The organism is Ruegeria sp. AI2 (assembly GCF_056541275.1).
In genome coordinates, this window is record NZ_JBQFYB010000011.1 from 12,719 (window position 1) to 25,932 (window position 13,214).

Annotated in this window: 13 protein-coding genes; 3 read left to right on the top strand and 10 right to left on the bottom strand. The window is 58.5% G+C overall.

What is annotated here, in order from left to right; translation table 11 throughout:
* Positions 1-75 precede the first annotated feature (75 nt).
* On the bottom strand, positions 76-747 hold the full coding sequence (locus tag ACR0LL_RS16330; protein WP_480484182.1) for a YiaD family glycine zipper/OmpA-like lipoprotein: 672 nt from the start codon (positions 745-747) through the stop codon (positions 76-78).
* A 125-nt stretch (positions 748-872) separates the two neighbouring features.
* Positions 873-1,565: a helix-turn-helix transcriptional regulator gene (locus tag ACR0LL_RS16335; protein WP_480506394.1), complete on the bottom strand. Its 693-nt coding sequence runs from the start codon at positions 1,563-1,565 to the stop codon at positions 873-875.
* 104 nt (positions 1,566-1,669) lie between these two features.
* On the opposite strand from ACR0LL_RS16335, the gene ACR0LL_RS16340 reads away from it, so the two are divergent.
* Complete coding sequence (locus ACR0LL_RS16340; RefSeq protein ID WP_480588261.1) at positions 1,670-1,861, top strand: hypothetical protein; 192 nt, start codon at positions 1,670-1,672, stop codon at positions 1,859-1,861.
* 2 nt (positions 1,862-1,863) lie between these two features.
* On the opposite strand, the gene ACR0LL_RS16345 is transcribed toward ACR0LL_RS16340, so the two are convergent.
* Positions 1,864-2,511, bottom strand: a complete 648-nt coding sequence (locus ACR0LL_RS16345) for an RluA family pseudouridine synthase (protein ID WP_480588263.1) — start codon at positions 2,509-2,511, stop codon at positions 1,864-1,866.
* Positions 2,512-2,603: 92 nt separating this feature from the next.
* Here ACR0LL_RS16345 and ACR0LL_RS16350 point away from each other — a divergent pair, with 92 nt between their 5' ends.
* Positions 2,604-3,014 (top strand): nuclear transport factor 2 family protein, encoded by a 411-nt coding sequence (locus ACR0LL_RS16350; RefSeq protein ID WP_480588264.1) that lies wholly within the window; start codon positions 2,604-2,606, stop codon positions 3,012-3,014.
* Between the two features lie 7 nt (positions 3,015-3,021).
* Complete coding sequence (locus ACR0LL_RS16355) at positions 3,022-3,732, top strand: SGNH/GDSL hydrolase family protein (protein ID WP_480588266.1); 711 nt, start codon at positions 3,022-3,024, stop codon at positions 3,730-3,732.
* Here the strand turns inward: ACR0LL_RS16355 and rarD are convergent.
* The 7 genes from rarD to ACR0LL_RS16390 form a co-directional block, all read right to left on the bottom strand.
* The gene (gene rarD / locus ACR0LL_RS16360; protein ID WP_267363579.1) at positions 3,723-4,628 is read right to left on the bottom strand and encodes an EamA family transporter RarD; all 906 of its coding nucleotides are present in this window, start codon (positions 4,626-4,628) and stop codon (positions 3,723-3,725) included. The two genes, ACR0LL_RS16355 and rarD, sit on opposite strands and share 10 nt — an antisense overlap.
* 260 nt (positions 4,629-4,888) lie before the next feature.
* Entirely contained in the window at positions 4,889-7,342 is a 2,454-nt protein-coding gene (locus ACR0LL_RS16365) for a GcvT family protein (RefSeq protein ID WP_480588267.1), read from the bottom strand.
* Between the two features lie 89 nt (positions 7,343-7,431).
* Positions 7,432-8,406, bottom strand: coding sequence for a GlxA family transcriptional regulator (locus ACR0LL_RS16370; protein WP_480588269.1), 975 nt, complete (start codon positions 8,404-8,406; stop codon positions 7,432-7,434).
* A gap of 10 nt (positions 8,407-8,416) precedes the next feature.
* Positions 8,417-9,310, bottom strand: a complete 894-nt coding sequence (locus ACR0LL_RS16375) for a homocysteine S-methyltransferase family protein (protein ID WP_480588271.1) — start codon at positions 9,308-9,310, stop codon at positions 8,417-8,419.
* 11 nt (positions 9,311-9,321) lie between these two features.
* Positions 9,322-10,356 (bottom strand): alcohol dehydrogenase catalytic domain-containing protein, encoded by a 1,035-nt coding sequence (locus tag ACR0LL_RS16380; protein ID WP_480588398.1) that lies wholly within the window; start codon positions 10,354-10,356, stop codon positions 9,322-9,324.
* 14 nt (positions 10,357-10,370) lie between these two features.
* Positions 10,371-12,818 (bottom strand): GcvT family protein, encoded by a 2,448-nt coding sequence (locus ACR0LL_RS16385; RefSeq protein WP_480588273.1) that lies wholly within the window; start codon positions 12,816-12,818, stop codon positions 10,371-10,373.
* 15 nt (positions 12,819-12,833) lie between these two features.
* Complete coding sequence (locus ACR0LL_RS16390; RefSeq protein ID WP_480588275.1) at positions 12,834-13,214, bottom strand: GFA family protein; 381 nt, start codon at positions 13,212-13,214, stop codon at positions 12,834-12,836.

A 13,214-nucleotide genomic window follows, 5' to 3' on the forward strand; every position in this document is an offset into this window, starting at 1 on the left:
ACCCTGACCAAACCCCCATTGACGCACAGTCATTGCGCAACAGGGGCCGGGCCAGACCGGTCCTGCGTTTCAGGATCACGCGTTTCCGCTGGGGACCACAACAATCTCAACTCGACGGTTTTGCGCTTTTCCTTGCGGCGTCAGGTTGGACGCGACCGGGTTGTTTTCACCCTGACCGTAGGTTCTGATACGGCTGTAGCTGACACCATTGGCTTGCAGGATATCCGCGACCGCGTTTGCGCGACGCTCGGACAAACCCTGATTATAAGACGCGTCACCATCGCTGTCGGTATGACCGATGATCTGAACGTTCGAGTTGGGATAGTTGACAAGGTTCTGGCCCACTTTCACCAGATCCGCCCGCAGCGCCGGGCGCACGGTCGAGCTGTCTGTGTCAAACGTAATGTCATTCGGGACAGTCACGATCAGCCGGTCACCCGCATTGACGATTGTAATCCCGTCATTCGCCAGTTGTTGGCGCAACTCGGCAGCCTGCTTGTCCAACTGGTTGCCGATCAGACCGCCACCGGCGGCACCAATGGCGGCGCCGGCCAGCGCCCCAAGACCCGGGTTCGAATTATTGGCAATCGCGCCGACACCCGCACCGATAAGGCCGCCCAGAACCGCACCCTGCTTGGTATTTTTGTTGGGGTCGTTCTGAACGGTCAGGGTGCCCGGATCGGTACAGGCCGTCACGGCCATGATTGAACACAAGCCTGTCGCCAGGAAAAACTTTGAAATCGTCATGATATCACCTTCTGCTCCGGTACCCGTTCTTCGGGCTTGATCCATTTCACCCAGTATATCACTGCGCTTGCTCACAGGCTCAAGCAACAATGCGGTGAAATCGGCGAATACCCGCCAAAGGTCATTCATACCGGTTCCGCAAAGGTGCCCGCGAGTTGTTGCTCCTGCCAGAGATCGCGCAAAGATTTACCTTGCCCCAGAAATCCTTCGTCAGTGAATTCACTGGACCAGATGCGATCGGTTCTGAAATGGCGAAAGCCGTTTCGCATCTCGCACCACCCTGCCAGCAACGTACATTCGACATGATAGATCAGCGCCAGTGGGCGCACCACGCGGATGGTTTGTTCGCCTTCACCATCTATATAGGTGATACGGATTTTCCGTTCTGCCCGAATAGCTTCGCGGTAATGCGAAACAGAAACACACCCCTTCTCGGGATCATCCGCCGGAGCCCCCCAGGGTGAAACCTGCAACCAATCGGTCGGGCTATGCAGAGCATCGATCTTCTGACAGATCCGACTGGCGGCGCGCTGCAGGTGGCTGTCACCGGTGCGCGCCAGAAGAGACAGGCCAACCCACAGGGCTTCAACCTCTTCTGCGTCGAAATTCAGCGGCGGTAGATCGTAACCGCGCCGCATCATGTAACCGACACCGGCCTCACCTTCGATGGGTGTTCGCTGGGCCTGCAATTCGGCAATGTCACGATAGACAGTGCGGATGGACACCTCTAGCCGGGTGGCCAGTGCTTCTGCCGTGACCGGCGCACTTGCGGCCCGCAAGATCTGGATGATTTCAAACAAACGGGTCGAACGGCGCATCGCATTCTCCTGACACTCTGCTGACACCCTAGCACACCCCACTGACAACATGCTGTCAGCGGTGACGCGCGATAATGGGTGGATATCACACAAGGAGCCAAGAAATGCCGCACCTCGACAACCACGTCATGATGACACTGAAACTTGGCCAATGGTCACAGGACCACACACTGCGTGCCTTCGAGATTGAAGGTGAGATCGCGCAGGAGCGCCATCGCCGCCAATCGGTTTCGACGAAACGAACAAGACGCATTTCGCTGGGCAACCTGAAGATGCTGTGGGCCAGAATTGCCTGAGATCAGAAATCGGGCTGGGCGCGAAACTTCATCGAATGCCCGCCCTCAGGATGCTTCAGGCGCAATTCTTCGGAATGCAGCATCAATCTGGGAAACTCCCTCGCCGCACCTGTTGCATAGAACGGATCGCCCAGGATCGGGTGACCCAATGCCTGCATATGAACGCGCAGCTGATGAGACCGCCCGGTTTTGGGAAACATACGCACGCGAGAGGTCTCGCCCTCATGTTTCACAACGCGCCAATCGGTGACCGCAGGTTTGCCCGTATCATGACACACCATTTGTCTGGGTCGGTTGGGCCAGTCCACGATCAACGGCAGGTCAACCGTGCCGGTCTTTGGCTCCATCCGCCCCCAGAGACGGGCAATATAGGTTTTCCGGGTCTGCCGCTTTTCGAACTGCATACTCAGATGCCTTTGCGCATGAGGTGTTTGGGCAAAAACCATGACACCTGATGTGTCCCGGTCCAGTCGATGCACAAGCAACGCCTGAGGGAAAGCCGCCTGCACGCGTGTCAGAAGGCAATCAGCCAGATGATCGCCCCGCCCCGGCACGGAAAGCAGGCCCGACGGTTTGTTCACCACAATCAGCTGCGCATCTTCGTGTAGTACGTCCAGCGCGGTTTGCGGGGGGGCATAGGTTTCGCTCATGCGGGCCTGCCTATCTCAGCGCGCACCTTCCCGCAACGTCGTCCTTGCGCGCCCGGTCATGTTCGGTGAACTTCTGCGCAGGAGGACAGGACATGCACCCGACAATTGAACGACTGCAAGAGGTTGTCGCCAAGGGCGATGAGGCGCTGATCCACGATCTGCTGGCCGAAGATGTGCAGTTCCTGCCACCAACCTATTACAGCACGTGGACCGGGCGCGCACCTGTCGCGGCCGTACTTGGCCATGTCGGGCAGGTCTTTTCCGACTTCCGGTATCGCCGGATTATGGGCGCTGGCAACGATTGGGCGCTGGAGTTTCAATGCAAGATTGGAGATCTGGACGGCATTGGCGTCGACCTCATTACGCTGAACGAGGACGGTTTGATCCAAATCTTCGAAGTCGCCATGCGCCCCTACAAAACAGTCGGCGCTTTGCGCGAGGCGATGATGGCGCGCGTGATGACTGACGCTCGTTTTCTGGAATTCAAAAACTCCCTGACGTGACCTGATGATGCGCACCCTGATAGCACCCGACCAGGTTCTACGTGTGCCCTTGTTGCCCGTTCTGGCCACGCAAGCCCTTTTGGTGCGCCGCAACGCCCGGCTTTTGCCAGAGCCAACTGGCCCGCGAGAGGGCCGAACAGGGCGTGGCCCCCGCCTGCGTCTGCTGATCACCGGCGATAGCTCGGCGGCCGGAGTGGGCGCGGGAACTCAGGCGCAGGCCTTGTCGGGGCAGCTTGCGGACCGGTTGGCCAGACATCACACGGTTGAGTGGCAACTTGAGGCCACCACAGGGTACACGACGCTGGATACGATTGACCGCCTGAGGGGCATAAAGGGCGAATTCGATGCGGTGGTCACGGCTTTGGGGGTGAATGACGTCACCCGCGCCGTCTCTTGCCGCACATTTACGGATCGTCAGGCGCAGCTTATCAACATCCTGTCAAACGAACTGGGGGCGCGGCGTATAATCATCACCGGCGTTCCGCAAATGAACAGGTTTCCGGCCCTGCCACATCCATTGGCCTGGGTGCTTGGCCGTCAGGCTGCACGGCTGGATAATGCGTTGCAACAGGTTGTGTCCGTCCATCCCCATGTGCAGCACCTGAGGCTTGATCTGCCCGACGACCCGGCCCTGGCGGCACCGGACGGCTATCACCCAAGCCCCCGGGCCTATGCGCTGTGGGCAGATGCCGCAGCACGCCTGTTGCTTCAGGCCTGAGCCCGCGCCTGCCGGATCAATGGGATCGAGTAAATGACCAAAGCCACCCAGATCAGAGGGAATGCGATCATACGTCCTGTGTCGATCTTCTCACCGAACAGAGTGATGGCTGTAATGAAAATCATAGTCGGCGCAATGTATTGCAGGATGCCCATGGTCGACAGGCGCACCAGCTTGGCTCCGTTCGCATAGACCAGCAATGGCACCGCCGTGACGATACCGGCGCAGGACAACAATGCGGTATCGGACATCGCTGCGCCGAAATGGCCTGTGCCTTGCACGCCCAGCCAGGTGACATAGGCCAGGGCCGGGATCAAAAGGATCAGGACCTCAAGCAGGAAACCTTGGTTTGGTCCAATCGGCAGTGAACGTTTGAAAAACGCGTAGAACCCCCAGCTTACCATCAAACCCAGCGCCGCCCAGGGAAGTCGCCCAGCCTCAAGCACAAGCACAAGAACGCCCAGTGCGGCAAGCCCCACCGCAAACAATTGGGTCCGCGTCAGGGGCTCACGCAGCAAAATCGCGCCCAACGCGATACTGAACAGCGGGTTGATGTAATACCCCAACGCCGCGTCCAGCGCGTGCCCTGTCGAGATCGCCCAAACATAAATCGCCCAGTTCACGGAAATCAGCGCCGCCGTCAAAGCCGCCATGGCCAGCATCCGGGGATTGCCCAGTGCAGCTTTCAAGTCCCGGGTGCGCCCCAGCGCGACCAGCAGCAAACCTGCAACCGGAACAGACCAGATAACCCGATGCGCCACCACCTCGACAGGTCCAATGTGATCCATCGCCTTCATATAAAGCGGCAGGAATCCCCACATGACGTACGCTGTGACAGCCAAAGCCAAACCTTTGGGAGTATCCACATTCTGAGGTGGTAATGGCGTGGGTGTCACGAAGGCTCTCCGGTTGATACCGGTTCCGTTTACGGCAGAACTGAACGGATTGAAAACTCTGAAAACAGTGAAGTGTCACATAACGATTTGTGATAAGTTTGCTGACCGCAGCTGTTGCCGCCAAAATTGCGAGGCTCTGCCTCGCGCTCCGGGATATTTAGAGCCAGGTGAAGCAAGGGATCCGCACTTCATCTGGCCCAAAATATCCCGGGGGTGTTGCCCGGCACGGGCGGCGGGGGCAGCGTCCCCTACCCTGTCTGTCAGACCTTCACCCGTTCGGATTTCGGGTCATACATCGGTTTAAGCGATGCTTCGGCTTTGACCTTCACGCCGCAAACATCGATCTCATAGGTTGAAGCCAGAACGTCTGCGGCCTTTTCACCTTCGCACGGGACATAGCCCATTCCGATGGCACCACCGAGGCTATGACCGTAATTGCCGGAACTCAGGTAGCCGACATATTCGCCATCACGCACGATCGGCTCGTTGTGGAACAACAGCGGTTCAGGGTCGGTCAGACGGAACTGTACCAGACGGCTTTTCGGGCCGCTTTCTTTTCGTGCAATCACCGCCTCACGCCCGATGAAATCACAGCCTTTGTCCACCTTGACGGCAAAGCCAAGACCAGCATCAACCACATGATCCTCACAGGTGATATCGTGGCCGAAGTGCCGGAAACCTTTTTCGATCCGGCAGCTGTCCATCATGTGCATACCACACAGCTTCAGCCCCATGTCCTGACCAGCCTCATGCAGGGTCTCAAAGACGTGGCCCGCCATGTCTGAGGAAATATAGATTTCCCACCCAAGCTCACCTACATAGGTCACGCGATGTGCACGGGCCAGGCCCATTCCGATCTCGATCTGCTGGGCAGTACCAAAGGGGTTGGTCGCGTTTGTGAAGTCGTTGGGCGAGACCTTTTCCAGCAGAGCCCGAGCGTTTGGCCCCATGACAGCGAGAACGCCTTCACCCGCTGTGACATCTGTAATGACCACGTTGAAATCCCCGACATGGCGCATCATCCATGTCTGATCCGCCAAGCGCGTGGCTGCGGGGGTTACGACCAGATAGGCGGTTTCGGTCAGGCGGGTTGCGGTGACATCCGCTTCGATCCCGCCTGTGCGGTTCAAAAACTGCGTATAGACGATCTTGCCGACAGGGACCGAGTAGTCACCCCCGCCGATGTAGTTCATGAACTTTTCGGCATCAGGGCCTTCCACACGAAGCTTGCCGAAGGAAGACATGTCATACATGCCCACATTCTCGCGCACGGCTCGGTGCTCGGCAGCGGAATTCTCGAACCAGTTCTGGCGCTTCCAGCTGTACCGGTATTCGCGCTCCTGCCCTTCATTCGCGTACCAATTGGCCCGTTCCCAACCTGCGATTTCTCCAAAAACGGCGCCCTGTTCTTTCAGGTGATGGTGGAACGGGGTTCGGCGCACACCGCGTGCAGTGGCTTTCTGGCGATAGGGGTAGTGGTCGGCGTAGAGCAATCCCAACGTTTCTTTTGAGCGTTCAAATAGGTACTTCTTATTACCCTGAAACGGCTGCATCCGACCGATATCTACGTCGCCCAGATCAAAGGGCTTTTCACCGGTATCCATCCACTCGGCCAGCGACATGCCCGCGCCACCGGCGGACTGGATACCGATCGAGTTGAACCCGGCCGCGACCCAAAAATTGTCCATCTCGGGCGCCAGACCCAGGTGATAGGCGTCGTCGGGAGTAAAGGATTCGGGGCCGTTGAAGAAGGTGTGAATACCCGCCTCGGACAGCATTGGCATCCGGTTGCACGCCGCTTCGAGGATCGGTTCGAAGTGATCGAAATCCTCGGGCAGTTGGTCGAACTCGAAGTTGTCGGGAATACCGTTCATGGCCCAGGGTTTGGCATTGGGCTCGAATGCGCCCAACATCATTTTGCCCGCGTCTTCCTTGTAGTAGGCGCATTCATCTGGCACCCGCAGAACCGGCATTTGGCTCAACCCTTCAATGGGTTCAGAGACGATATAGAAATGTTCGCAGGCGTGCAGCGGCACATTCACGCCGGCCATCTTGCCTACCTCGCGCCCCCACATTCCCGCGCAATTGACAACCATATCACAGGCGATATGCCCTTGGGATTGCCCGTCATCACTGACCCAGTCGACACCGGTCGCGCGCCGTCCGTGCCGGGAAATCCCGGTCACCTTCACCCGTTCCTTGATCACCCCACCGCGTTGACGCGCACCCTTGGCCAACGCCAAGGCAATATTAGCAGGATCCGCCTGGCCATCGGTTGGCAACCAAACGCCACCTGCCACGCCGTCGAGGTTGATATGCTCATATCGCTCTTTGACTTCGGTCGGAGAAAGCTCTTCGACCGGCACGCCAAAGGCGCGGGCCATTGCCGCATTTCGGTGAAGCTCCTCCAACCGCTCACTGGTCAGGGCGACCGAAACGGACCCGACCTGACGCAGGCCGGTGGCGACACCGGTCTCTTCCTCAAGGCCCAGATAGAGCTCTGCGGAATAGCGCGCCAATTTGGTCATGTTGGAAGACGCGCGCAGTTGCCCGATCAGGCCCGCCGCGTGCCAGGTGGTGCCGCTGGTCAGTTGCTTGCGTTCTAGCAGAACAACATCGGTCCAGCCCTTCTTGGTCAGATGATAGGCGACCGAACATCCGATGACGCCGCCACCGATGATGACCACTCGGGCCTTGCTGGGAAGATCAACCATCCTGAAATCTCCGCTGTGTCAGGTTTGGCGTAAACTGCCACGGAAGATCGACAACAAATGCACCAAAAACGTCACAAGATCAGCAGTTTTCACCGATGTGTCGAGGCCCGCTTTTCCCGCCGAACGACAAAAGGCGTGACCCCGAAGAAGCTTTTGTAAACAGAGGAAAACCCGTTCGGAAAACCACAGGCCAATCCGATTTCGCGAACGCTCATAGTGGTGTTCAGAAGCAGGTTATTGGCCTTCGCCAGCCGCATTTCGCGATAGAATCCGTTGGGCGTGGTGCCAAAGAAGGTTTTGAACTTACGCTCAAGCGAACGGTTCGACAGTTGTAGCGAATCGACGATCTGATTGATCGGCAGAGGGTCTTCGATATTGGCCTGCATGAGCTTGATGCACTGATCCAGCTTCACATCTCCGGTCGCGGTCAACTTTACCCCCGAAAATGGCTGCATCGAGGCGAAATCCCGGATGTTTTCATGCAACATGATGTCCGCCACGGTCATCTTTGCAGGCCCTGAGATATGGCGACCGATCACTGCCAGCGCGATATCTGTTGTCGCCTCCATTCCGGCACAGGTCACAACAGCGCCCTGTTCGGTTGCAATCGACAGCTTGGCTTCAAACCGGGCCCCGCGTTCCCGCAGGAACGAGGCATTCTCCCAATGGGTTGCCAAATCGTCTGAACCCTGTTCGTCGATATACCGGCTGGCCGCTTCCGCCAGCAGAAACACCTTGGCATCGCGGAAAGTATAGTCCGACACCACCCGCCCCAAAGACAAGTCTGGGTGATCCGGGTCAGAATTGCCGATCACGAAAAGATAATTCGCCTTGGGCTGGTTCTGCACGGGTTCCGTTTGCACCACCGCGTCGCTGCTGCTGGAGATCGGGCCACCTCTGAGCGACCGATAGGCAAAAGTGAACGGCGGCTTCGGACACACACGATTTGCCAGCCTGAGAACCTCGACCAATGAGGCCAGTTCAAGCAGCACAAATCCGGGTGCGACCAGAATATCGAAATGTTGCTGTATCGCCTGCGGTGATTCAAAAGCAACTTTCCTCATCGTTGTCACCTTAGACGATCTCGTGCCCGGCAGCACGCAACCGCTTGGCCAGCGCTTCGATGTGGTCCGGGCCAATTTCGCAGCACCCGCCGACAATCGTAGCCCCCTGATCGACCCAACGCATGACGTGATCCGCATAGGCATCGGGACCAAGATCATGGCGTTGATCCAACGCATCCACTGTCGGCGCGTCCTTTAGAAACTCATCCGAAATATGTGTAAAGCCGTTGGCGTAAGCGCCATAGGGCTTGTTCATGCCGGACAGGATGCCCAGAGCAGCCGGGATCGCTTCGGGGCGCGAACAATTGATCAGCAGCGCGTCAGGCGAAAACTCTTCAACCAATGGCGCGACATCCCTGAGCTGTTCGCCGGACCTGAGGCGACTGCCATCGTCGTCATTGACCGTGAATGACAGCCAGACCGGTTTGCCACATCCGGTCGTTCCACGCAGCGCGCCCTCGGCCTCCTGCACCGAGGACACTGTCTCGATCAGAAACAGATCGACGCGCGCAGCCATCAAAGCCACAAGTTCAGCAAACTTTTCCGCCGCGTCTGCCGGGTCCGGGTTCAGGTCGGGTCGGTAAGATGCCAGAAGCGGCCCCAGAGACCCGGCGATCCGCCCCCCGGTCGAAATACGGGCACGTTCGGCCTGTGTCAGGGCAGTGTCGACAAGGGCGGGCATCTGGTCCTCCATCCCCACCCGTACAAGGCGTGAGCGGTGGACTGCATAGGTATTGGTGGTGGCAACCGTGGCACCACAACGGAAATAGTCGCCATGCACCGCGCCGACCAGATCAGGGTGGTCGATCATCACACGCGTGGACCATAGCGGCGTCGCCCGGTCTCCGCTGCGTTTGACCAGTTCCTGTCCGATTGAACCGTCCAACAGAGTGATCTTTGTCATGTCCTTACTCCTTAAGGCAGCAGAACGAGTTTACCCGGAAGGGTCTTTGCCTGAAAATCAGCCTGTGCGCGGGCGATATCCTTCAACGGGTAGGTTCGGGAAACCAGTGGCTTGATCCGTCCGGAAATCATCAACTCCACAAGGCGGCCAAAGACTTCGGGTGCCTGATGCGTGCAGCCGTGAATGGTGATATCGCGCAAATAGATGTCCCGCAGATCAGCCTCGACAATCGGCCCGGCGATTGCCCCCGAAACGGCGTAGTGCCCGCCGGGTTTCAGGGCAAGGATCAGCGATGCCCATGCGGGCCCGCCAACCACATCTATGACCGCGTCGAACATATCCTGCGGCGGCAGCTCATCCCGGCCAAATGTGCCCAACGCGCCTTGGGATTTGACGACCTCTGCCTTCGCTGCCGCTGTCGCACCCCAAACCGACGCCCCGCGCAGCGCAGCAAGCTGCACCGCCGCCAGACCGACGCCGCCTGACGCACCGGTGATCAGAACCTTTTGCCCTGCCGTCACGCCCGCGCGCGTCAGCAGGTTTTCGGCAGTACCAAAGGCACAGGGAATGGCCGCAATTTCCACGTCTGAAAGGGGTGAAGCACTTACGTCATACAGGTCATTTGCTTCAACCAGACAGTATTGGGCAAAAGCCCCATCAATCTCAGACCCAAGCGCCATAAAGCCCTGTGGGTAGCCAGGGCACGGACGCGGTAAATTGATCGGGCAAGTCACACGCTGGCCCTTTTTGAACCCCGTGTTTGACCCGACCTCTTCAACGATCCCGCACAGATCGCCGCCCTGAATGCGGGGAAAGTTCAGTGCACCGCCCCACCCTCCGGCTTCAACATCCTGATCGACGGCATCCGTCCCGCCGGTGACATTCGATGAATACCAGCCGATCCGCGTGTTGATATCCGTGTTATTGACACCTGCCGCGGCGACCCGAACAAGCACCTGCCCCGGCCCAGGGGCCGGGACTGGGATATCGTCGCGCCATTCAAGCGCCTCTGGCCCGCCATGGCCGGTCAGATAGACGCCGGACATGGTCGCCAAACGCGTCACGCCCGCAACCGCTCGTTCTCGGGATCCCAGAGCGGTTGATCCAGCTCTACAACAGCGCGGCATTTCTGACCGTAGATTTCGACCTCAAGCTCAGTTCCGGGATTGGCAAGCTCGGCCCGGATCATGCCCAGCGCGATGGATTTACCAACACGGTAGCCCCACGCGCCGGATGTGGTTTCGCCGACGATCTCATCGCCTTGCCAGATGCAGGACATATACGGCGCGTCACAATCGCCCGCATCAACGGTCAGGGTGACGAAGGACTTTTTCACGCCTTGCTGCTTTTCGTTCAGGATTGCGGCCTTGCCCGGGAAGTCCTGCGGTTTGTCGAGCTTGACGAACCGTTCCAACCCGCCTTCAAGCAGGGAATAGTCGGTCGACAAATCGCCTTTCCAGGCGCGGTACCCCTTTTCGATTCGCAGCGAGTTCAGCGCATACATCCCGAACGGCTTGGCACCGGCATCGATGATCGCGTCGTAGATCGCAGGCATGTGTTCGTTCAGTGCATGCACCTCCCATCCCAGTTCACCGGCAAATGAAACGCGGATCAGATAGGCGGGTTGGCCGGCGACGGTGGCGGACTGATGGGTCAGCCATCCCGACGTCAGATCGGCGTCGGCCATAGACGACAGGATCTCACGCGATTTCGGGCCGGTCACAATCAGAGTGTCGCGTGTGGTGGTGACATCTTCGATTGAGACCCCGGCAGGCAGTGCCTTCATCAAGATATCACGATCATGCCATTGCGCAGTTGCCGCCGTGATCATGATAAACTCTTCTTCTCCCAGCCGGATGCAGGACATTTCGGTCAGGATGCGGCCACGGTCGTCCGAGATATAGATGAGGTTCATCCGGCCAACCTTTGGCAGCCCGCCGGTTGCGAGGCCGCGCAGAGCTTCGGCAGCGCCGTCACCCTTGACCATGAACCGCGAGAAGCCCGGCAGGTCCAACACGCCACAATGATCGCGCACGGCCTCACATTCTTCCTTGATCCGCTGTTCCCACGGACCGGACCGTCCCCAGGTGTGGGTCGCGTCGAGCGAGGTGTCATCACCGGGCTGTGCAAACCAGTTGGCGCGTTCCCAGCCGTTATAGGCCCCCATGACACCGCCGTGCGCGATCACCTTGTCATGCACGGGCGACAGCTTCTTGTTTCGTGCGGCAGGCCATTCATGGTGCGGGAAGTGCATGGCATATTCGTTGCCATAAACTTCCATGCCTTTCTGGTTGCAATAATCCTGATCGGTGTAATCGGTATAGCGGCGCGGATCGACGGCCCACATATCCCATTCGGTCGCGCCATCAACGACCCACTCGGCCAGAACCTTGCCTGCGCCACCGCCCTGCGCGATGCCGAAGGTGAAAGTATGCGCCTCGAACGCGTTTTTCACACCGGGCATCGGGCCGATCAAAGGCAGCCCGTCAGGCGCGTAGGGGATCGGCCCGTTGATGACGCGTCCAACGCCCGAGGTTGCCATCAGCGGCACCCGCTCCATCGCATCGGTGACGATATCTTCGATGCGGTCCAGATCGTCATTCCACAGCTGAAAGCTGAAATCATCCGGCATCGGATCGTCTTCGGTCATCCAGTGGCCCTTGCAGTTGGGCTCGTAAGGACCAAGGTTGAAGCCATTCTTTTCCTGCCGCAGGTAGTACGAAACATCCACATCACGCAGCAGCGGCAGTTTGGCACCGCTTTGCTTGGTCCATGCTTCGATCTCGGGGATTTCATCGGTCAGCAGGTACTGGTGGCTCATGACCATTGCCGGAACGGTGCGGCCACCGAAGGGCTTGAACCATTCGCCCACGCGCTGCGCATAGTACCCGGCTGCGTTCACAACATAGTCACAGGCTATATCGCCTTTGTCCGTGTGCACGGTCCAGGTGTCGTCATTATGCTGCGTCACGCCAGTCGCCGGGCAGAAACGGATGATCTTCTGCCCCATATCGCGCGCGCCCTTGGCCAGCGCCTGGGTCAGCTGCGCCGGATCGATATCACCATCCGTCGGGTCGTAGAGAACACCCTCAAGATCGTGCGTTTCCAGGAAGGGATAGCGCTCTTTCGCCTCTTCCGGGGTCCACATTTCCATCGGGATACCCTGATAGCGGCCCATCGCCATGGCGCGCTCGAACTCCTGCACACGTTCTTTCGAATGCGCCAGTCGGATCGAACCGGTCTGGTGGTAGTTCATCGGGTAATCGACTTCCTCACCCAGACGCGCATACAGCTCGGTCGAGTAGCGCTGCATGTTCATGATCGCCCATGAGGTCGAAAAGGTCGGAACGTTCCCTGCAGCATGCCAGGTCGACCCGGCAGTCAGTTCGTTCTTTTCCAGCAGAACACAATCGGTCCAGCCTTTCTTGGCAAGGTGATACAGCGAGGAAGCCCCCACCACACCGCCTCCGATAATGACCACGCGGGCTTTTGTTGGAAAATCACTCATGCGTTTTGATCCTTGTTACTGCGCCTCTTGAGGCAGATCGTCCGTAATGTCGTAATAGTCGCCCTTGTCAGCCACGAAGATGTGCTTTGAGAGCTTTAAACCTGTGGGTGCGTCCAGCGCGCCCATGGAAATCGAAATCGTGTCCTCTTGGTTGTGTTGCCAGAAGAGGAACGAGCCACAGCTGCTGCAAAATCCGCGCCGGGCGATGTCAGACGCGCGATACCAGCTGAGCGTGTCGCTGGCCGAGAAACTCAGGTTGTCCTGACGGGTCGAAGCCGAAGCCCAGACATGGCCCGACTGTTTGCGGCATTGTCCGCAATGGCAGACCGAAGGCGGCGACATGTCTCCGTTGATCGTGAACGCGACCGAGCCGCAAAGGCAGGATCCCTTGTGCAT